This is a genomic window from Fictibacillus terranigra, assembly GCF_030412265.1.
GTDB lineage: Bacteria > Bacillota > Bacilli > Bacillales > Fictibacillaceae > Fictibacillus_C > Fictibacillus_C terrinigri.
Map to the genome: position 1 here is coordinate 264,964 of NZ_JAUHLN010000001.1, position 20,648 is coordinate 285,611.

Annotated in this window: 20 protein-coding genes; 11 read left to right on the forward strand and 9 right to left on the reverse strand. The window is 48.5% G+C overall.

Annotated elements, in window-relative coordinates:
* The first annotated feature begins 14 nt into the window (after nucleotides 1-14).
* Genes QYF49_RS01325 through argH form a run of 3 tightly spaced genes read left to right on the forward strand, consistent with a single transcriptional unit; the run spans nucleotide 15 to nucleotide 4,339 of the window.
* The gene (locus QYF49_RS01325; RefSeq protein ID WP_290397837.1) at nucleotides 15-1,130 is read left to right on the forward strand and encodes an ABC transporter ATP-binding protein; all 1,116 of its coding nucleotides are present in this window, start codon (nucleotides 15-17) and stop codon (nucleotides 1,128-1,130) included.
* Nucleotides 1,127-2,812 (forward strand): ABC transporter permease, encoded by a 1,686-nt coding sequence (locus QYF49_RS01330; protein ID WP_290397838.1) that lies wholly within the window; start codon nucleotides 1,127-1,129, stop codon nucleotides 2,810-2,812. The genes QYF49_RS01325 and QYF49_RS01330 overlap by 4 nt, the downstream gene beginning before the upstream one ends.
* Nucleotides 2,813-2,830: 18 nt before the next feature.
* On the forward strand, nucleotides 2,831-4,339 hold the full coding sequence (argH, locus tag QYF49_RS01335) for an argininosuccinate lyase (RefSeq protein WP_290397839.1): 1,509 nt from the start codon (nucleotides 2,831-2,833) through the stop codon (nucleotides 4,337-4,339).
* 20 nt (nucleotides 4,340-4,359) lie between these two features.
* On the opposite strand, the gene QYF49_RS01340 is transcribed toward argH, so the two are convergent.
* On the reverse strand, nucleotides 4,360-5,115 hold the full coding sequence (locus QYF49_RS01340; RefSeq protein WP_290397840.1) for an AAA family ATPase: 756 nt from the start codon (nucleotides 5,113-5,115) through the stop codon (nucleotides 4,360-4,362).
* Between the two features lie 71 nt (nucleotides 5,116-5,186).
* Nucleotides 5,187-6,056 (reverse strand): LysR family transcriptional regulator, encoded by an 870-nt coding sequence (locus QYF49_RS01345; protein ID WP_290397841.1) that lies wholly within the window; start codon nucleotides 6,054-6,056, stop codon nucleotides 5,187-5,189.
* A gap of 114 nt (nucleotides 6,057-6,170) precedes the next feature.
* Here QYF49_RS01345 and QYF49_RS01350 point away from each other — a divergent pair, with 114 nt between their 5' ends.
* Both QYF49_RS01350 and QYF49_RS01355 read left to right on the forward strand, forming a co-directional pair.
* Nucleotides 6,171-7,094 carry a PhzF family phenazine biosynthesis protein gene (locus QYF49_RS01350; RefSeq protein WP_290397842.1) on the forward strand — a complete coding sequence of 308 codons (924 nt, stop codon included), beginning with the start codon at nucleotides 6,171-6,173 and terminating at the stop codon, nucleotides 7,092-7,094.
* An 89-nt stretch (nucleotides 7,095-7,183) separates the two neighbouring features.
* Nucleotides 7,184-7,621 carry a hypothetical protein gene (locus QYF49_RS01355; RefSeq protein WP_290397843.1) on the forward strand — a complete coding sequence of 146 codons (438 nt, stop codon included), beginning with the start codon at nucleotides 7,184-7,186 and terminating at the stop codon, nucleotides 7,619-7,621.
* A gap of 58 nt (nucleotides 7,622-7,679) precedes the next feature.
* Here QYF49_RS01355 and brnQ read toward each other — a convergent pair whose 3' ends face one another.
* A complete protein-coding gene (gene brnQ, locus QYF49_RS01360; protein ID WP_290397844.1) occupies nucleotides 7,680-9,038 on the reverse strand; it encodes a branched-chain amino acid transport system II carrier protein in 1,359 nt (452 codons plus the stop codon).
* 195 nt (nucleotides 9,039-9,233) lie between these two features.
* Between brnQ and QYF49_RS01365 the strand changes: the two genes are divergently transcribed.
* On the forward strand, nucleotides 9,234-9,542 hold the full coding sequence (locus tag QYF49_RS01365) for a hypothetical protein (RefSeq protein WP_290397845.1): 309 nt from the start codon (nucleotides 9,234-9,236) through the stop codon (nucleotides 9,540-9,542).
* A 200-nt stretch (nucleotides 9,543-9,742) separates the two neighbouring features.
* On the opposite strand, the gene QYF49_RS01370 is transcribed toward QYF49_RS01365, so the two are convergent.
* From QYF49_RS01370 to QYF49_RS01390, 5 genes are all read right to left on the reverse strand, one after another.
* On the reverse strand, nucleotides 9,743-11,011 hold the full coding sequence (locus tag QYF49_RS01370) for an MFS transporter (RefSeq protein ID WP_290397846.1): 1,269 nt from the start codon (nucleotides 11,009-11,011) through the stop codon (nucleotides 9,743-9,745).
* A 99-nt stretch (nucleotides 11,012-11,110) separates the two neighbouring features.
* Nucleotides 11,111-12,130, reverse strand: coding sequence for a 4-hydroxythreonine-4-phosphate dehydrogenase PdxA (pdxA, locus tag QYF49_RS01375; protein WP_290397847.1), 1,020 nt, complete (start codon nucleotides 12,128-12,130; stop codon nucleotides 11,111-11,113).
* A complete protein-coding gene (locus tag QYF49_RS01380; RefSeq protein WP_290397848.1) occupies nucleotides 12,127-13,446 on the reverse strand; it encodes a four-carbon acid sugar kinase family protein in 1,320 nt (439 codons plus the stop codon). The genes pdxA and QYF49_RS01380 overlap by 4 nt, the downstream gene beginning before the upstream one ends.
* Entirely contained in the window at nucleotides 13,443-14,222 is a 780-nt protein-coding gene (locus QYF49_RS01385) for a DeoR/GlpR family DNA-binding transcription regulator (RefSeq protein ID WP_290397849.1), read from the reverse strand. The genes QYF49_RS01380 and QYF49_RS01385 overlap by 4 nt, the downstream gene beginning before the upstream one ends.
* A 178-nt stretch (nucleotides 14,223-14,400) precedes the next feature.
* Nucleotides 14,401-14,553, reverse strand: coding sequence for a DALR anticodon-binding domain-containing protein (locus tag QYF49_RS01390; protein WP_290397850.1), 153 nt, complete (start codon nucleotides 14,551-14,553; stop codon nucleotides 14,401-14,403).
* Between the two features lie 148 nt (nucleotides 14,554-14,701).
* Between QYF49_RS01390 and QYF49_RS01395 the strand changes: the two genes are divergently transcribed.
* From QYF49_RS01395 to QYF49_RS01410, 5 genes are all read left to right on the forward strand, one after another.
* Nucleotides 14,702-15,379: a DNA alkylation repair protein gene (locus tag QYF49_RS01395; protein WP_290397851.1), complete on the forward strand. Its 678-nt coding sequence runs from the start codon at nucleotides 14,702-14,704 to the stop codon at nucleotides 15,377-15,379.
* A gap of 342 nt (nucleotides 15,380-15,721) precedes the next feature.
* Nucleotides 15,722-16,753 (forward strand): Gfo/Idh/MocA family protein, encoded by a 1,032-nt coding sequence (locus tag QYF49_RS01400; RefSeq protein ID WP_290397852.1) that lies wholly within the window; start codon nucleotides 15,722-15,724, stop codon nucleotides 16,751-16,753.
* Between the two features lie 8 nt (nucleotides 16,754-16,761).
* Complete coding sequence (locus tag QYF49_RS01405; RefSeq protein ID WP_290397853.1) at nucleotides 16,762-17,649, forward strand: SMP-30/gluconolactonase/LRE family protein; 888 nt, start codon at nucleotides 16,762-16,764, stop codon at nucleotides 17,647-17,649.
* A 220-nt stretch (nucleotides 17,650-17,869) separates the two neighbouring features.
* A complete protein-coding gene (locus QYF49_RS25620) occupies nucleotides 17,870-18,031 on the forward strand; it encodes a DUF1641 domain-containing protein (protein WP_354005783.1) in 162 nt (53 codons plus the stop codon).
* A 133-nt stretch (nucleotides 18,032-18,164) separates the two neighbouring features.
* The gene (locus tag QYF49_RS01410) at nucleotides 18,165-19,466 is read left to right on the forward strand and encodes a S8 family peptidase (protein WP_290397854.1); all 1,302 of its coding nucleotides are present in this window, start codon (nucleotides 18,165-18,167) and stop codon (nucleotides 19,464-19,466) included.
* Nucleotides 19,467-19,765: 299 nt separating this feature from the next.
* Here QYF49_RS01410 and QYF49_RS01415 read toward each other — a convergent pair whose 3' ends face one another.
* On the reverse strand, nucleotides 19,766-20,515 hold the full coding sequence (locus tag QYF49_RS01415; RefSeq protein ID WP_425589530.1) for a sulfite exporter TauE/SafE family protein: 750 nt from the start codon (nucleotides 20,513-20,515) through the stop codon (nucleotides 19,766-19,768).
* Between the last annotated feature and the right edge of the window lie 133 nt (nucleotides 20,516-20,648).

Genomic DNA, 20,648 nt, shown 5'->3' on the forward strand with positions numbered 1-20,648 from the left:
AGAGGGAGCAGTAAATGTCATCTGTATTGCTCGAGAATATAACCAAATCGTTTAAAGATTATCAAGCCGTTAAGGAGCTGAATCTAGAAGTCAAAAAGGGGGAGTTCTTTACGTTTCTCGGTCCGAGCGGCTGCGGAAAAACAACTACCCTCCGAATGATAGCAGGATTCTATTACCCTACGACCGGGAGAGTGCTGTTCGGAGACCGTGATATGACAAGAGTAGTGCCCGAAAAACGCAATACAGGCATGGTGTTTCAAAACTATGCTCTGTTTCCTCACATGACGGTATTTGAGAACGTTGCATTTGGCCTTAAGGTGCGCAGGCTCGGATCAGCCGAGATCAAGAAAAAGGTAGAGCAGTCACTTAAAAAGGTCAGGCTTGAAGCATTTATAGGCCGGCAGGTGAGCCAGCTCAGCGGGGGGCAGCAGCAGCGGGTGGCGCTTGCCCGCTCCCTTGTGATCGAACCGGAAATCCTGCTGCTGGATGAACCGCTGAGTAATCTTGATGCACGCCTTAGGGATGAGATGAGGACAGAAATCCTTCGTTTACAGCGGGATTATGGAATCACCACCATCTATGTGACCCATGACCAGGTTGAGGCGTTATCCATGAGTGACCGGATCGCTGTTTTTAACTTTGGGGAGTGTCAGCAAGTAGGAACACCTAAGGAGATTTATAATGAACCAGCCAATGATTTTGTGGCTGCCTTTATTGGAGAAACCAACCTGATTCCGGTCATTTGGGATGGAAAGGGGGGGGAAACCCTTCAGTTTTCCTGGGAGGAAAACAAGAATAAAAAGGTGGTGGCCGAGACTCTTTTCTCTTCTTATGAGCGAGATCATCATCTGTCTGTTTCCATTCGTCCGGAAGCGGTTGAAGTGTTTGATGAAGAGCCTCTTAACCTGCAAAATGTATATGAAGGAAACGTGGAGCTGGCTCAATTTACCGGGGCATCTGTTAATCTTTTTATCTCGTTAGGTGAAAAAACCGTTCAGGCCCTTATTCTGAATAACCAGACACGACGTGAGCCTCAGCCGGGGGATAAAGTGTGGGTGCGTTTTCCGGAATCCCATGTGAGAGTGATTCCGCGCGTCATGAATCAACCGGCAAGGAGTATGAGCACATGAAAAACCGTGACCGGCGTTTTACACTCCTCCTGCTGATTCCGGTTATCCTCGTCCTGGTGGCCTATGTCCTTTATCCATCTCTTCGCACACTGATCGAGAGTTTCCATCACAAAGGGGGATGGAACCTTAAAAACTATGAAACCTTCTTTGGTACAGAAAGCCGGTCCAACCTGCGGGCACTGTGGAACTCCGTCTATATTTCACTTTTAAGTGTACTGTTCTCGGCACTGATCGGCGTGCCGCTGGCCTTCATCTTCAATAAGTATGAATTTCCGGGGAGAAGCTTCTTTTCCAGTGCCGCGATTCTGCCGATTGTCCTTCCGTCCCTTGTCGGAGTGATGGCGTTTATGTTCCTTTATGGTGAGTCCGGCCTGGTGCCAAATGCAATAAAAGACCTGCTCGGGCTGAAACATGTTCCGTTTAAGATCGGCGGGGTTTCGGGCATCCTCATTGTTCATGCCTACACGATGTATGTGTACTTCTATATGACAGTCTCCAGCACCATCCGCAGCATTGATCCATCCCTTGAGGAAGCGGCCTATAACCTTGGAGCGGGAAGGTTTACCGTATTTAGAAAAGTAACGCTTCCCCTTTTAACGCCTGCCATTGTCGGTGCATCTCTTTTGGTATTCATGACCTCCATGGCTTCCTTTAGCGCACCTTTCCTGCTGGCGGGTGGGTTCAGGGTGCTGAGTCTGCAAATCTACTTTTCTAAAGTAAACGGCAACCTGCAGATGGCGGCTGCACAATCTGTTATTTTATCCGTCGTTTCGATATCCTTTCTCCTGTTTATGAGGTGGTATCAGAACCGGCGAGATTACAGAATGGCTACGAAAGGAATCGGAGCCCATCGAAGTGAGATTAAGAATCCTTTTTTGAAAGGGTCGATGGTGATCCTGGGGGTTTTAGGCGTAATCATCCTCCTGCTTCCCCATGCAACAATCCTTATTCTGTCCCTTGTTCCTGATGGGACATGGACGTATCAGACGTATCCATCCGTTTTTAATATTGAGAATTATTTATTTCTGTTTACCGAGCCAAAAATCTGGGATCCTGTACGGAATAGTTTAATTCTGGCGTTCCTTGCGACGCTTGGAAATCTCGTGTTCGGTGTGCTGACCTCGTATGTTCTCGTGAAACGAAAATTTTATGGCAAGAATATGCTGGATATCATGGTGATGCTCCCTTGGGCGCTTCCCGCCACTGTAGTGGGGATGAATCTGATTTTGGCATTTAACGAACCATCTCCCTTTACGTTTGGCAACATCCTGGTCGGTACGTTTTGGATTTTGCCGCTGGCATATTTTATCCGCCATATTCCACTTGTCGTGCGTTCAACGAATGCTTCGCTTGAGCAGCTGGATGACTCGCTTGAGGAAGCGGCGAGAAACCTTGGTGCAGGGTGGTTCTACTTATTTCGAAGGGTCGTGCTTCCACTGGTCATGCCTGGAATAATGGCCGGTACACTGCTTGCTTTTGTGGAGGCGGTTGGGGAATTTCCAACCTCGGTCCTGTTGTACACCTTAAGCAACCGTCCGATCTCCATTGAAATCATGAACCAGCTCCGAATGTTTAATATGGGGCAGGCAGCCGCGTATGGAATGATTCAGATCAGCTTAATCGGTCTTGTGCTGTTCATATCCAATAAGTTTTTTGGCATTAAAGCAGAGCGCTCTCTCTAAAAACAAGGAGGCGAAGACGTGAAAACAAAAGATGAATTTATCCGCGATGAAGGAGTGTCGTTCCCCGGCAAAACATATGAAGAACATCTTCTGAGGCATGTGTTCAACGATCAGCGGGACTATCTGTTTAAAGAGATGTTCGCGATTCACCGGGCACATGTGGTGATGCTTGCAGAACAGGATATCCTTGGGAAAGAAGAAGCGGGGGCCATTCTTGCCGGCGTTGAGAAGGTGAGGAAGATCGATTACCGGCAGCTGAATTATGACCCGCTCTTTGAAGATTTGTTTTTTATGATGGAAAGCCGGCTCGCAGACGAAATAGGGGCAGATCTAGCCGGTAAGGTCCATATTGCGCGGAGCCGAAACGACATGGGGGTAGCGATGTACCGGCTGGTCTTGCGAAGGCATATACTTACACTCATCCAACATGCGCTCCTGCTCGGCGGGTCGCTTCTGGAGCAGGCGAAGGACCATGCTGAGACGGTCATGACCGCTTATACCCACACTCAGCCCGCCCAGCCAACAACGCTTGGCCATTATCTGCTTGCGATCTATGATGTCGTCAATAGAGACGTTCGCCGGCTCTGGTCTGCCTATGAAGGTGTCAACCGGTCACCGCTTGGAGCAGCCGCGCTTGCCACGACAAGCTTTCCGATCAGCAGAGACCGCGTACGAGACCTTTTAGGGTTTGGAGGTATTGTAGAAAACTCCTATGATGCCATCGCTGGCGGGGACTATCTCCTGGAAACAGCGAGCGCTGTCATGACGCTCATGATCAATTCTGGCCGCTGGATTCAGGATCTGCTCCTTCAAGCCACACGGGAATTTGGAGTGATCCGCGTGGCCGATCCATACGTGCAGATCTCAAGCATCATGCCGCAAAAACGGAATCCGGTGTCGATCGAGCATTCGCGCTCACTCGCCAGTTCAGCAGCCGGTGAAGCACTGGCGGCCATTCAGATGATCCATAACACCCCGTTCGGTGACATCGTGGATACCGAAGATGACCTGCAGCCTCATCTGTACCGCAGCTATGAGAAAGCTTCACGTGTTCTGCAGCTCATGCATGCCGTCATCCGAACGATGGAAGTGGATGCGCAAAAGACATCAAAGCGTGCGAACCAATCCTGCATCACGATTACAGAGCTTTCGGATGTGCTCGCCCGGGATAAAGGCGTGCCTTTCAGAAAAGCGCATCAGATTGCGAGCGCCGTTTCAAAAAAATGTACATCCGCAGGGAAAGAATTGAACGAAATACCAGTCACAGAAGCGAACGAATGGATCAGCACGGTCTATCCTGCATCTTTAACGGAAGAAGAGTGGAGGGGCATCGTCTGTCCCCGCGAATTTGTCCATCGCCGAAAAATTCAGGGCGGCCCAAATCCGGAAGAAGTAAAGCGAATGATTTCGGAGCGTGAGGAAGAGCTTTTCATGATGGATCAAACACATCAAAACGAGAAAGAGCGCTTGCGGCAGGCGGACCAGTCACTGGATCGCGCAGTTCATCATTTCATCGCAGGCAAGTAAGCCCTCCCTCGCCGGAGGGCTTATGGCTGCAATAAATGATGCATGATCCTGTCTCGGTCATCAAAAAATTGCTTCATGATCTGATAGTGGTTTGTTTCTTCCAGCGATGTCTCCTGCAAGCCCTCTTCGGTCAGCTCGACAATTTTAGCCGATGGATACGACATGATGATCGGTGAGTGAGTCGCGATGATGAACTGGGAGTTGTCATGGACAAGCTCATGAATGCGTGAGACCATGGACAGCTGCCGGAGCGGAGAGAGAGCGGCCTCAGGCTCGTCCAGGATATAGATGCCCTTTCCTCGAAACCGGTTCAAGAACGTGGCGAAGAACGCCTCCCCGTGCGACTGCTCGTGAAGGGACTTTCCGCCGAATGAATCAATAACTTTTGGACCGAAAGCAAACTCATTGTCCATCTCTTCAATATTGGAAGCCACATTATAGAAGCTTTCGGCACGCAGGAAGAATCCGTCTTTCGGCCGCTCGGTTCCTCTGACAACGGTAAGGTAATCATCGAGATGGGAATGGGAATCGTACGTTGTAAAATTAAAGTTTAGGGAGCCGCCTTCCGCATTGAAGCCCATGGCGACCGCTATTGCTTCGAGCAGCGTCGATTTCCCCATCCCGTTCTCTCCGACGACAAAGGTCACGTTCGGATGGAGCGTCAATTCCTCCAGCGCCTTAACGGCTGACAGGTTGAACGGAAACTCCCCAAAAGACGGAACCTTATCCCTTTTCAGCTTAATGCTTCGGTAAAAAGGAGATTGTAATTCTCTCATAGCCACCTCTTACAAAATAGGATTGAATTTATTATATCGTTTAATTAGGGGAGATAAGAACTAAAGCAGCCTTAAGAAATAGATTTTTTTGCCAGTTGAATGAAAGCATCAGCTGCCGGTGACCGCCTGTCAAGAGAGTGAACGGCTAAGCCGATGGTTCGGTAACAGCTTTCTTTGATGGCGACGGATGCAGCGGTTGTTCTGGCACCACCCTGCAGAACCAGTTCAGGGACGATGCTGACCCCCAGCTCGTTTTCCACCATAGCGATAATCGTTTGGTTGTCTGCAATTTCGCAAAAGATAGGGGGCTGGATTTTGTTCTCTTTAAATAGCTCCTTGATCAATTCATCACAGCCGGCTTTTGGCATGATAAAAGGCTCATTGCTCATCTCATGGATGCTGATTCTTTTTCTCCTTTTCAGCTTGTGGCCGGCAGGGAGGAGGATCTTGAGGTGATCCTCCATAATCGGAATAAAATCAAGGTGATCTGAGGCAGAAGACGTGAGGAAACCGATATCAATCTTTCCTGAAGTGATCATTTGCCTGATCTCCTCGTATCCCCCTTCGTAGATCTTTGTTTGAATACCCGGAAAGTCCTGATGAAAATTTTTTAAGATCGAAGGCAGCAGGCTAGCCGATACGCTTGGAAATGTACCGATGCGGATCGTTCCGACTTTTAAACCGTTAAGCAGCCCTGCTTCTTGTTTCATCCGTTCGGTGAGATCCAAAATCTCCTGGATGTATTCCATCATCCACTTTCCTTCACTCGTTAACGTTATGCCGGTGCGCCCTCTGTTTACTAACGTTATTTCCAATTCTGCTTCCAATCCCCGGATCGCATGGCTGACCGCCGATTGAGTAAGACCGAGTTTTTCCCCTGCTCTGGTAAAACTTTCTGTCTCTACGACGGTCTTAAAAACCTCATACTGAAGCAATGTCATAAACCAATCCCCACCTAACATTAATATTTTTCATGCTGTTTATTATAAACATTCATTTGATTAATGATAATGGTGAACATATGATGAGAGCAAGAAACCACTAGGGGGAGTAAGATGAAACCTTTAACGTATACGCTTGTAGATGTATTTACAGACCAGCCTTTCAGCGGAAATCAGCTGGCGGTTTTTCAGGATGACGGCGGATTAACGACAGAAATGATGCAAAAAATCGCAAGAGAGCTGAATCTATCGGAAACTGTATTTGTCCTGTCGCCCAGCAATCCTTCAAACGATAAAAAGCTTCGTATTTTCACACCAGAGATGGAGCTGCCGATGGCTGGACACCCGACCCTGGGGACGGGCTATGTGCTGGCTGACCAGGGAATGCTTCCCGCATCTGAAGGTAAGAATGAGTGGGTATTTGAAGAAGTTGTCGGTGATATTCCCGTTACCGTCCATATCGACAAAGGACGTGTCTTAACCGTTGAAATGAACCAGCCGATGCCACAGTTCGGAGAATATTTTGAAGACAGAGAACGGGCAGCACAATTGCTTTCTCTTTCCCCTGACGATTTAAATGGTGGATGGCCGATCCAAACGGTATCAACCGCAGTCCCCTTCTTATTTATCCCTGTTCGATCGCTCGATGCCATGAAACGCATCAACTTCCGGACAGATATTTGGGAGAAATATTTCAGTCAAAGCCCTTCAACGAAGCACATCTTCACATTTACAGCGGAAACCGAAATGAAGGATTCCACTGTTCACAGCCGGATGTTTGCTCCGGCGATGGGGATACCTGAAGATCCTGCGACAGGGGCAGCAAGCGGACCGTTAGGCGCCTATATTGTTGAGCATACGGATATTGTCCAAAGTGAACAAGGAATGTATCGTATTCGAAGTGAACAGGGCTTTGAAATGGGGAGACCAAGCATCATTGATATTACGGTTCGCAAAGAAAGGGAATACGAGGAAGTTAGAATTGGAGGCCGCAGCGTGATCATGGGTTCGGGAGAGCTGCTGATCCGTCAGGAGTAAATCACTTTTCGAGCGATGAGCCATTCCCCTGTCGCCACATATACTGGCAAGAAGACTGAATTTCTTAAACATAAAGGGGAGCTAGCGCAATGATAACCTTACCAGTCCCATCGAGATGGGGAGTCAGTGCGGAGGTCGGCGGCAGGCCGCTCATTTGGGGAACAGTCGTGTTCAACTCCATTGAAGGCAATAAAATCAATGGCACCATCAATTTCCGGGGAGCCCCTATACCGATTCAGGGCTATTGGACAGAAAATTCAAGGCAGATCTCATTTGATTCACCCTATGCCACGTTTGCAGGAAATCTGTTCATCTATGATGATCCACCGATTTCAACCCGCCATTATTTGATCAACGGGCGTCTTTCCATGAAACCAACTTCGATGCTTGCGGGAGAATATGGAACATGGGTAGCTTCAACCAATGCCTATATAAGCGGAGGAGGGCAATCGGCCAGTCAGGAACAAATGCCTCCAGTGGGCGCCTTTACGACTTCTGATTACGCAGAGGGTGCGCCGCACAGGTGAAATGAACACAAAAAAGCTGAATGAGAACGCTCATTCAGCTTTTTTTTACAAATTAAGTTTAAGATACTTTTCTGGTTTCTTTATGAGAGTGAAGAACCTTGCCACTCGATCTTAGAAGACTAACAACATAGCCTATAAGAGCCCCCGCGATCGCGGGAAGAATCCATCCAAGCCCTGTGTCGTAGAGAGGGAGGACGCTTGTGAAAAAGTCATTTACACCATCGATCGGCAGGTGGGCTGCATTTAATCCATCAAATAAACTAACGATAAAGGTAAGCAGCAAGCTTCCTTGATATACTTCAGCACGCCCTTTAAAAAGATGGTGGGCAAAGCTTAAGAAAATGAGCATGATCGCCAGCGGATAGATCGCGGTGAGAACCGGTACTGAGATTGCGATCAATTCGTTCAAACCAAGATTTGCGGTTAATGCACTGAACGCTGAAAGTACGATGGCCAGTGTCTTGTACGAAATTTTCGGGAAAACGCTGTGGAAATAAGCCGAACATGCGGTAACCAGTCCAACACTCGTCGTCAGACAGGCGACCGTGATCATCAGTCCCAAAAATAGATTTCCGAGTGAGCCGAAATAATAATTGGCTACAGCGGATAAAACCTCTCCGCCATTGCTTAAATTTCCAAGCTTCGAAACGCTGGAAGCTCCCATATAAGATAAAGAAGTATATACGATCGCCAATACTGCAGCTGCGATAATGGCTGCTTTCGCGCACGTTCTTGCGATGACTTTTTTATCGCTTCCCCTTTTTTCCTTGATGGCATTGATGATGATGATGCCAAAAACGAAAGCCGCCAATGTGTCCATCGTCAGGTAGCCTTCCTGAAACCCTTTAAAGAAAGAGTTTTGGACAAAATCCTTCGTTGGCGCAGAAATCGGTCCGATCGGATGAATAAAAGCAGCTGCCACTAATACTCCGATAAAGGTAAGCTTGATCGGTGTTAAAACCTTGCCTACAATATCCACAATTTTAGATGGATTGAGCGATAGTACGCACGTGATACTGAAAAAGATGACCGTGAAAACCAATAACGGCAAATGGCCGCTGTTTTCCGGCAAAAAAGGCTTAACGCCGATTTCAAACGAAACACTTCCGGCTCTTGGCAATGCAAAGAGCGGGCCGATCGCCAGATAAAGAACAAAACTGTAGACGGCACTGAACCACGGGTGTACACGATTTCCCATCGCCCGGAGGTCGTCGCTTCCGGATATACCAAAAGCGAAAACGCCGAGCAGCGGTACACCGACTCCAGTGATCAAGAAACCAGCGGTAGCAATCCAAACATTGCTTCCTGCGGTTTGTCCGAGCATCGCCGGAAAGATTAAGTTGCCCGCTCCAAAGAAAAGAGCAAATAACATAAGGCCGATAACCAATGTATGTGAAGACTGAACTTTGTTAGACACGAAAAAAACCTCCGAATTAGAATATTGTGAATATTTACTCCATGTCGTTTAATGTCGAATTCGGTGTCGAATACATTATTCGATGATAACATGCCTATATAAAATTTCAAGGGTTAATTCAAAAGATTTTAGTAAATTTCAATTTTTCTTTTTTTATGGGGTTTCATTGGCAGTGTACCTGCTCAAAGGATGCCGTTGAATAAATATCGTCACAAAAATGGATATATTTTACCATTGAATAATGGACGGAGCAACGTAAGCGATCCTATCGGATCTGCAGGCCAAATACTCGATGTGCTTTACACATGCCGATTCCGTACTCTTCGCTATGACATCCTCGTGGAGAAGGGGTCTTTAGCCATTGAATGGCGAGACCGGAAAAATATTACTTGGAAGCAAACCTTTACATCAAGCCAGCAAGGAACATTTCAAGCCACTGCAGCCCACAGTATTCATTCACTAAGGATAGAGGGGAACCAAACAAAAGAAGGCCGGCTGTTTTAATAAAGTTTGCGCTAACTAGTGGGACTGGCCCTTTATCGTATGACGGTCCAGCAGCTGCTGCATTAACGAAAAAGCCCCGAAGGAACAGCCATTTTGGCTTTTCTTCGGGGCTTTCCACTTCTCCAATATCGTTCCGAATGTAACGATTCCGATTTAAAAAGGCTATCTTTTTAAAACGAAGCACTGAAACAACGATTAGGCTACGAGATCTTATTCATTTTTGAAGAGCCTGGCGAAACCTTCTGGCTGGTCTGAATGGACCTTCCAAGGATCAGGGTGATAATCGCTGCCAGTACGAGTGAAGCAGCCAGGAAATAGAATCCCGCGTGGAAGCTGCCTGTTAAATCTTTAAACAGCCCGACAAACTTTGGACCGTTATAGCCGCCGAGGTTGCCGATTGCGTTTTGCAAGCCGAGAGCTGCTCCGACAATGCCAGCAGGAATGATAGCTGTAGGAATCGCCCAAAGCGGCCCGTATGGTGCATAGACACCAATCGCTGTAATCGATAGCAAGATCATCTGAAGGACAGGGGATTCCACAAATTGTCCGGCAACCATTGCACCAGCACCGATCAGCAAAGGAATGACCACGTGCTGGACGCGATTCATGCGCCGGTCAGACCAATAAGAGTTAAGAACCATCCCGATGAGTGCGCATGTAAAAGGGACCGCTGTCAGCCAGCCCATAATGGCGGAGTCCTTCGTAAACGTGCCGACGACGCTAGGCACCCATAAGGTATAGCCGTAGAAGCCGGTCATCCAGAAGAAATACATCACGACGAGTCCCCATACGGTCGTGTTCTTGAATGCTGCGCCATAGCCGGCTGACTTGACAGCGCCTTTTTGCTCGTTTTCGAGCTCAGCCATCAGCTCTTTTCGTTCCTGGTCACTCATCCATTTGGCTTCAGCCGGCTTATCTTTGACAAGAGCATACCAGACAAATGCCCAGATCAACGGGGGAGCACCCTCCAAAATCAGAACCGTCTGCCAGTCAAAATGTTTAAGCAGTACGCCTGACAGGGGAGCCATCAATACCGCAGAAACGGGAAGGCAGGCCATCCAGAACGCATTCGCTCTTGCGCGTTCTTTCAGCGTAAACCAATTGGCGAGGAGGACAAGCACAGCCGGCCAGACTCCGCCTTCTGCAACACCTAAAAGAAAACGCACCAATTTCAGCTGGCCCTCCGTCTGAACGAAGCCAGTCGCCATCGCGGCGAGTCCCCACAGGATCATCAGGATGAAAATAAATTTTTTCGCCGACCACTTCGTGGCCAAGATGCCTCCCGGAATCTGCAGGATTAAATAACCGACAAAGAAAATTCCTGCAATATCTCCGGCAGCTGACGCAGAAATGTCCAGATCTTTTTGAATGTACGGCATGAGAACGCCGATATTGATTCTGTCCATGTAAGCGAGCATGTACATGACAAACGCGACGGGTATGATCTTACCCCATTTTGCTGAAGCCATTTTTTAACCCCTCCTGATTTTAAAATGGTATAAGAAACCGTTTACATTTAAATTTTTGAAAAGAAGAGAGAGGCGTTGATCCTCTCTCGTTTTTCAAATTCAAACTTTCTGTGTACGAAAGTGAACAGAATATTGAGCAGCAAGCTTGATCGCTTCTTCCATGCTGACAGAGCCCGCGATGCCTTGGCCAGCAATATCAAACGCCGTACCATGGTCCACTGATGTACGAAGGAACGGCAAGCCGTTCGTGATCGATATCGTTCGTTCGAAGTCCGTCATCTTAGCAGCGATATGCCCCTGATCATGATAGAGCGAGAGAACCGCATCATATTTGCCGTGGAGCGCCTGATGGAAAACGGAATCCGCAGGGACGGGGCCGAATGCTTTGATGCCCTCCTGCTTTGCACGCTCGATTCCCGGTTCGATCTCATCCAGCTCCTCGGAGCCGAACAGACCATGCTCACCGCTGTGAGGGTTGAGGCCAGCTACGGCAATTTTTCGTTCCTCGATGCCGAGACGCTGAAGGGCTTCGTCACAGCGGACTAAATAGTCATGCACCCGGTCAGCGGTAATCTGGCCGATCGCATCCTTCAATGACAAGTGCCTGGTCAGGAAGAAAATACGCAGTGAGCGCACTTCAAACATCGTTAACGGATCGTCCACCTGTGTGAGGCCGGCAAGCATCTCGGTATGGCCGATATACGGAACATTCGCGGCTTTCAAGGATTCTTTATTGATCGGCGTGGTGGCAATGGCGTCGACCTGCCCATTGTTCGCGAAGGCAATGCTCTTTTCAATATAGTCAAAAGCAGCTTGGCCGCACATCGCTTGGACCTTTCCGATCTCCAGCTGGCTGATGTCTACATTCTCAAGGTTGACGATATCAATGGTTCCGAATTCATACTTTCCTTCCGCAGGATCCTTGATGGGATTCAGCTGAAGAGATACACCGGTAAAGGTCATCGCCTGTTCAACAACAGAGGCCGTTCCGATCAGAACAGGGCGGCAAAGGTCATAGATTTCCCTCTTCGAAAGTGCTTTTACACTGATTTCGGGTCCGATACCGGCTGGATCCCCCATAGGAATGGCAATGATTGGTTTAGCATTGGATTGTGTCATGATAATATCTCCTTTTCGTGTGGTTTTGTTGTAAGCTGCCGCTGTAAAAATAAAACAGAATCTGTAATGGCAGATTCACTGCCTACCATGCCGCCTTTTGTTACGACAGGCAGTCCGTCGAGGTAGCCGCCGATAAACCTTCCGTAGGCGGCCAGCGGAAAGACCTCGTCTAGCAGCTGAATGCCGTGCGTTTTTCCTGCGGCACACAAGGAAGCGGTCACATCTCCCCCGCTTGAAAAACATCCCGAGATGCTCGTTCTGCTTTTTTGGATGATCCTCTGGCTGACGATCGCAAGGCCGTCTGTAATTCTCTTGGCAAGCGATGCTTCGGTTGTGTGCTTCTCTTTGGCAAGTGCCTGAAGATCGAGCAGCGGGGCATCCTTCTGGAAGGTTGTCACCAGCACGACAGACTGATCCTCCAGCAATCTTAGCCCTTCCTCCACTCCTTCTGCGATCTCTTCGTCTCTTTCTCCATCCTGATCCCTAGCCAGCTTTAACGGATCGATCGTGACAGTATGCAGCGGAAGGTTTTCAGCAAGATGATGGATCTGCCTTCCGGTTACCTTCGTACAGCTGCCGATCGTAAGCAGGATTTTCGGTGTGAAGGGAGCATCGTTGTATTTTTCCTTTACGTATGCAGCAGTGAGCGGTCCAGGATCGACTGGAACGAACGTTTGATCAAGGGATGCCATCGCTTTGGCAACAGCTGCTATCTGTTCTTCGTTCACGGCATCGGCTACGATAATCCGGCTGCCTTCATTTATTTTTTGCTGGAGAAGGGAAGATAGTTTAAACGCCCCTTGCAGCACTTCACTCATCTCCAGAGTGGCGACTGGCTTTGAGCTTTGTCTGCTGATAATGGAAGGAACATGCGACTCGTTCAGCGGCGCTTGCGGATCCTTAGCCACATCCGTTTCCTGGACAGGGGTGCCGTATACAAGCAGGTAGCCCCCTACGGTCGTACGGCCTGACACAGGGTAGGACGGCAAAACAACGGCAACGGAATCTTCTCCCAAGGCATCAAGGCAAGCGTCAATTTCTCCGCCAATGTTTCCCCGGGCGGTACTGTCAATGCGCTTGCAAAACAGCTCTACGCCCTGTCCGGACAGACTGCCGATAAGCTCTGAAACTCGTTGGTACGCTACGTGCTTCGGTGTGTAGCGGCTGTCTGTGTCAATGCAGATCGCGTCATAGTTATAGGCGGTTTGAGGGGAGAAGCCGTGCAGGATGGTGGCTGTTGATATGCCTTGTTTTTTTAAAAGTACTCCTGTCGCGTTGGCGCCTGTCAGATCATCCGAGATCACTGCAATTCTCATCCATGATTCACCTCGCTGTCTTTTACGGTATAAATGGAGGTCACTTCTCCATACCGCACAGTATCTTCATGTGTTAACTCTGCATCGGTGATGATGCCTTCTACCTTTTCCAGTGAACATATCTGAGCAAAAGAGCTTTTGTTGAATTTTTGGGAGTCGGCCACGACCCATGTAGTTGTGGCGGCGGCAGTCATCAATCTCTTAATCAGCGCCTTCTCCATCGTAGGGGCAGTCAGGCCCTTTTCCAGATTGATAGCGTGTGTACCCATGAACAGAAGGTCGACTCGGATCTGATGGAGAAGGTCCTGTGCATGGGGGCCAACGAACGAGCCGATTCCCCGCTGCAGCGTGCCCCCTGTACAAATGACCTCCGACGGGCTTTCAATGAGCTCAGCGGCAATCTTCAAATCGTTGGTCACAATCGTTAAGTCTTCTCTTGATTTGATCACTTTGGCAATCTCCAGAGTTGTTGTTCCGGAGTCTAAAAGAATCTGTGCCCCTTCCGGAATCAGACCTGCTGCATACTTGGCGATCAGATGTTTTTGATTCATCCTTGTCATCGACTTGTTTTGGTAGGGAGTTTCCGGGATGAGCGGATTCACTGCAACAGCCCCGCCGTGGGTCCGGATAAGCTTGCCCTCTTTTTCCAGCTGGGCCAGATCCCTTCTGATCGTCATACCGGAAACGTTGAGTTCTTCTACCAGCTGTTCAATTTGAACTTTTCCTTGTTTATCGGTTCGTTTTAAGATTTCTAGTTTTCGTTCTAACGGCAGCATGTTGTTCATCCTTATCATTATCTTTTGTTCAATTATGTTACTTTATGTTCATTTATGCAAGTGTTTTTTTCGGAATCGTTACTCAACATAAAAAAACTCTCTTATCCAGGGGATAAAGAGAGTGGGTAAACCTTACATTTGTTCGGGTGCTTAATGCCGAGGAGGCGCAAACCTTCTTTTAAAACGATGGCTGCGGCCTTGACGAGTGAGACACTACTCTGACGTGGCTGTAAAACGCGTTAAATTCCTGTGCTGCGTCAATCAAGTACTTGGCGATCTGGGAAGGTTCATAGAGTCTGAGGCTTTTTTGAATGACCTCTGGAAATGCCATAAGTGTTTTTACCAGCTCCCAGCTGTAATCGTCATACAGGCCAGTTTCACCTAGGGTGCCAGGCACCGCATTTTGACATCTATCAAAAGATGGTGCCAGGCACCCTTTCTGTTATAATTTAGGGAACAACTGTTGAGGGGGAACGGAAATGGCCATGACATATCTTGAAACCTTGCATGAAGAAATACGGAGCAGGCAGAACGCGGCGGATGCTGTGAAGATGCAGGCATACATGAAGAACAAATTTGCCTTCTACGGCTTAAAGTCACCGATCATGAAAGAGGTGATCAGGAATCATGTGAAAATGTACGGGTTGCCGGATATTTGCATCCCGGAGCTGACGAAAAAATGCTGGAACTACAGGGAAAGAGAAATGCAGTATGCGGGCTTGTTTTTTGTGGACAAGCTGAGAAAGGACATACAGGAACATGATCTTCAAGCACTGGAGGCAACGATCACTGAAAAGTCATGGTGGGATACGGTGGATCACATCGCCAAGCACCATATGGGCCATTACATACAATCGTTCAAGCATCGTGAACAGGAACTGGTGGAGAAGTGGATCCATTCACCGAACATGTGGCTGAACCGCACCGCTATTCTCTATCAGCTCGGGTATAAAAAAGAGACCGATGAAGACATTTTGAAATATGTCATTGAACAGCAAAAGGAGAATAAAGAATTCTTTATCCGCAAAGCCATCGGCTGGGCGCTGAGGGAATACGCCAAGACGAACCCCGGTTTCGTCGTCGAGTTTGTGAACGCTACGGAACTGCAGCCGCTGAGCAGAAAGGAAGCCCTCAAAAATATACAGCATATCGAATAGACGTTCAGAAATTCGATGCCGAGTAGGAAAGAAAGGATCCTCATACTTGGCACCTTTATTTGTGTTTTTTCGTGAACAGCTGGAATACCTTCCAGTTCCTCTGTCCGATCCTGCTGCTAGGGCCCGCCTATTAAAAGAGCAAAAAAGAAAGCATAATGGTGGTGCCTGGCACCATATATCGTATTTTTAAAGAAAAAGGGGAGGAGAGGAAGAAATTGGAGAGCCGGCTCATGGAAATGGACCGGTAATAATTGGCCGCCCCGTTTTCAGGGTCGGGATATAGGGAATTAAGGAGTACGGTAACATTCATACTTATTCATACATAAAAGGGAGCTGGAAAAGATGATCAATGTGGCACTATTAAGCAAATGGCATGTTCATGCGGCGGATTACGCGAAGGAAGCAAGTGAAAACAAAGGCATCAACATTACTCTCGTTTGGGATGAAGACAGAGAGCGGGGAGAAGAGTGGGCGGAAGAACTTGGCGTACCGTTTGAGGCCGACCTGGGGAAGGTGCTGTCCAACTCATCGGTCGATGGAGTAATTGTGGCAGCTCCAACCACCGCTCACACTGAGATCATTATCGCTGCGGCAAACCACGGCAAGCATATTTTTACGGAGAAAGTGCTTGCTCCGACCGTAAAGGAATGCGATGAAATCTTTTCTGCGGCGGAGGAGGCGGGCGTTCAATTGATGGTTTCCTTGCCAAGGCTTACCGAACGCTTCTACCTTTACGCACAAAAAATATTGGATGAGGGATGCCTCGGGAAACTGACATCGATCCGCTGCCGAGTGGCCCATCATGGTGCAGTTCCTACAGAGGAAAGCAGGAATGGCTGGCTTCCTGGGCAATTCTTTAATAAAGAAGAAGCAGGCGGCGGGGCACTGATCGACCTTGGGGCGCATCCTATCTATCTTTCAAACCGCTTAGGTGGAAAAGTAAAAGCAGTGACCGCACGTCTGCAGCAGACCAACGGCTATGACGTGGATGACAATGCAGTCGTCATCCTTGAGTTTGAATCAGGCGCGCTCGGAACCATTGAGACAGGATTTCTTTCCTACGGATGTCCGGATCAGCTGGAATTATACGGCACCGAAGGAACCTTGCTGACGGAAAACCGAGAGCCGAGAGAGCTGATCAGTGACCGGGTAAAAAAAGAAGGTGTCATCATGTCCGATCAGCTTCCAGAAGCGTTGCCTTCAGCGATGGAGCAATGGGTCGCCGCGATAACGAGCCATACGGCTCCTGCCATCACGAAAGAAGACATCCGGGGCCTGACGCTGGTGAACGAAGCCGCTGCACTCTCTCATAAAGAAGGCAGGCGAGTGGAGCTTTCCGAGATTGAAAAATGCGTTTCCGAAGTAACAGGGTGATGGCCGCCATGACAGCTAGAGTGGACTTGATACACGATGCAAAAGCCTCGCTTGGGGAAGGACCGATCTGGAATGAACGGGAAGGCAAGCTGTACTGGCTGGATATAAACGGAAAATGCATTCATGTATTTGAGCCAAAGTCCGGAAAAAGGACAGAATACCGGCTCGATCAATATCCTGGGGCACTGGCCTTTAAGGAATCCGGTGGTTTTCTGCTGGCAGCTCATCATGGGTTTTATGATCTGGAACTTGGTGGGAATGAATCCTTGCGTATGAGTAAAATCGCGGATCCCGAGGCTCGTCTTCCCGAGAACCGCTTTAACGACGGAAAGTGTGACCCGGCGGGACGTTTTTTAGCCGGAACGATTGCATTCGATGAGGAACAAGGGGCGGCCTCGCTGTACGTACTCAATCAAGATAAAAAGGTGGAAAAGATATTCACCGATTTGACCATCTCCAACGGCATGGCGTGGAGCCCGGACGAAACCCTTTTCTATTTCATCGATACCCCGACCATGAAGGTGAAGGCCTATAGTTATAACAAAGAAACAGGTGAGTTAGGCGAGGGGCAAACCGTTATTGATTTTACGGATAAACAAGGTGCGCCTGATGGCATGACGATCGATGAAGCAGGAATGCTGTGGATCGCCCTTTATGGCGGCTGGGGTGTGGTCAGGGTGGATCCCTCCAACGGGGAAGTTTTGGATACAATCGAGGTTCCAGCTTCCAACGTCACCTGCTGCATCTTTGGCGGTGAAAAGCTGGATGAACTGTACATCACCACGGCAAGAAAAGAATTGAGTGAGCAAGATCTTAAGAAGCAGCCGCTCGCCGGCGGACTGTTTCGCTGTAAACCAGGCGTGGCAGGCAAGCCCTCGTACCGGTTTAAAGGATAGCAAGCGGTGTAAGCACGTAGAAGAGGAACACCTGCTAAAGTGCCCAATTCACAAAAGCCCGGTCCACTGTTCACAGTGAGCCGGGCTTTTTTTAGCCATGCTGAACAGCAATAATCTCCAAACAGCACGATCGTTGGCAGTTGAATACGAGCCATCCAAAGACCGAACTCTACCATCTTCCATAACATCCCACGTTTAATAGTATGGCTAGGCATGCTCCTTGAAGGCATCGACCATCTCACTGCAAGTTATACAATGCGGTAAAGAATGCAGGGTTTTCGGATGGATAAAAGCGCTCCGAGAACCTGAAATTAACCGGGGGATCTATATCCTCCTTCAGATTCTGCGCGGGCATGGGCCGAAGGATCCTGCGAAAAAATAAGATTATCTAGCTGTCTATTAGAGGGCACTTCTATCATTTTCGACAAATCTAGTAAAAGCTTGGACGAACACCGTTTCCCTTTTCAGTACTTTTCATAGAATAGTACAACTTCTAAACAAAGGGGGAAAAAACGGTGTTTGGTTTTTCTATGGTAAAAATGGTTCGCCAGCATGCCAATAAGCTGGACCGGTCGATGCGTTTACAGCTCGTAAATCTATATCGGCCGTTTAAAAAAGTTCCTTGTTTTCTTCACAGCACGCTCGAAAACCGATTAAAAAAGAGAAATAAACTGCCGGTGATCATTGAATTTTATGAAGAAGGCGACGCTTGCACCCTAGGGCTGGAACAGGTTCATCAGATCCTTTCAGGACATCGCAAGTGTGCGGTCCATCATCAGTTCACAAGCATTCCCTTTTGTGCTGCGACAATAACTGCCAATGGGATAGAGGACCTTTTAAATAACTGCACTCATATTAAAAAAATACATCATGACCGCGAAGTAAAAGCACTGCTGGACAAAGCTTCACCTTCCATTCGGGCTGATGTCCTGAATTCATCCGGAGTCACCGGAAAAGATGTGACAATTGCGATTGTCGATACTGGGATCTATCCCCATGACGATCTCAAAGGCCGCATCACAGCGTTCAAGGATTTAGTGAACGAAGAAACAGATGCCTATGATGATAACGGGCATGGCACACACTGTGCGGGGGATGCGGCTGGAAACGGCTTCTTGTCAGATGGAAAATACAAAGGTCCTGCACCGGAAGCCAATATTGTTGGTGTAAAGGTGCTGGACAAGATGGGCTCTGGTTCACTGTCTGCTGTTATTGCCGGTGTGCAATGGTGCATCGATAATAAAGACAAGTATGGCATTAGAATCATCTCCATGTCTCTTGGAAGCGAGGCGACACAGCCCGCTGCAGAGGATCCAGTCGTAAAAATAGTCGAAAAAGCATGGCAGCAGGGGCTGGTTGTCTGTGTTGCTGCCGGTAACGAAGGCCCGGATGATAATACCATCTCCAGTCCTGGAATCAGCCCAAAAGTCATTACGGTAGGTGCGATGGACGATCTCAATACGGTAGATCGGAGCGATGATATTCCTGCCGATTTTTCGAGCAGAGGACCAACGATTGATGGCTTAACACAGCCCGACCTTTTGACGCCGGGCGTTAACATTGTCTCACTCCGTGCGCCTGGTTCTTACTTGGACAAGCTCTCAAAGAGCAGCCGTGTAGATGAGGATTATTGCTCACTTTCCGGCACATCCATGGCAACGCCGATCTGCGCGGGTGCGGCGGCACTCGTTCTTCAGCAGAATCCGGATCTGTCACCGGATGAGGTAAAAGAAAAGCTGCTGGATAGCGCCGAAGACTGGGGATTTCCGGGCAATACTCAAGGCAAAGGCTATCTCGATGTCAGCAAGTTAATATAGAGGTTTTAGGGAGGTTCCCAGGGGGCCTCTCTTTTTGTGCCGTGGGATGGCTGCTGCTGCGATGTCAAATGATTGTGTCAAGATTAGTCGAATGTTGTCGTGTATCCACAGATTGAACATAAATCGATAGATTGGCGTGTTTTTGTGTGAGATTGACGCGTATTCCTCAAAAAACTAACGAAGGTTTTCTAAGTTCCCCCAAATTTTCTGCGCTCTCAAACAAAAAAAGAGTGATTGACTGAAGCAAACGCTTCAGAATCGCTCTTTTCCCCTTTTCCTGCAAAATCCCGCAAAAACAGCTACTCGAACAATATGAGCAGGGCAGCGACGACCGGCGTCGCGACCATCGCCGTTTTCAGCACTGGTTTTGGTGCGAACTTCGTCAGTTTAGCCCCAAGATAGGCCCCTGTCATCGTGCCGGCCAGCACCTGGAACAGCAGCATGAGATCAAGATAGCCTTCCATGATGTAACCGAACCCGCCGCCAGCCGCGATCGGCAGAATCACGAGCATTGTCGTTCCGATCGATTGGCGGATGGACAGGCCGAACAGCAGCATAAGTCCGATCTGGATGAACGGAGCCGACCCGATGCCGAACGCTCCGGATAAAAGGCCTGTGGTCATACCGAGAACAAGCGCCTTTATCAGAAGGGTAGGATAGCCGAGTGTTTCATCGATCACTTCATCCACTCTGCGCGTCATCATGAAGAAACGCATGATAAACAGGACGGCTGACAGCAGCAGCATGCCAGCCGTCAAATAATGCAGATGTTCACCCGGGATGAGGGAGGACAGCTTGGAACCGAAGTAAGCGGCGATGGCACCGAATCCGCCCGTCCAAACACCAGCTTTAAGCGAAATATTTCCTTCCCTCAAGTGGCTGTACGCTCCTGAAAGAGTTGTAAACGCCATGGCGGCAAGCGATGTGCCGAGCGCGGTATGGATGGGGATGTGAAAAAGCACGAGTATAGCAATGATAAAACCTGCTCCGCCGACACCGACAAAACCGCAGATCAGTCCGATCAGGAGCATGGTTAGTGTAATGAACAAGGTGATCGTTTCCTTTCTTTGGCGGATCCTCCGTCATTCTTGTTATGATTCTTTATTTAACTAAAGCAAACTTTTCCATAAAAATCAATAGAAGGGACTGGCATCCGTGCTATCCAGTAGAATGTAAATTTTT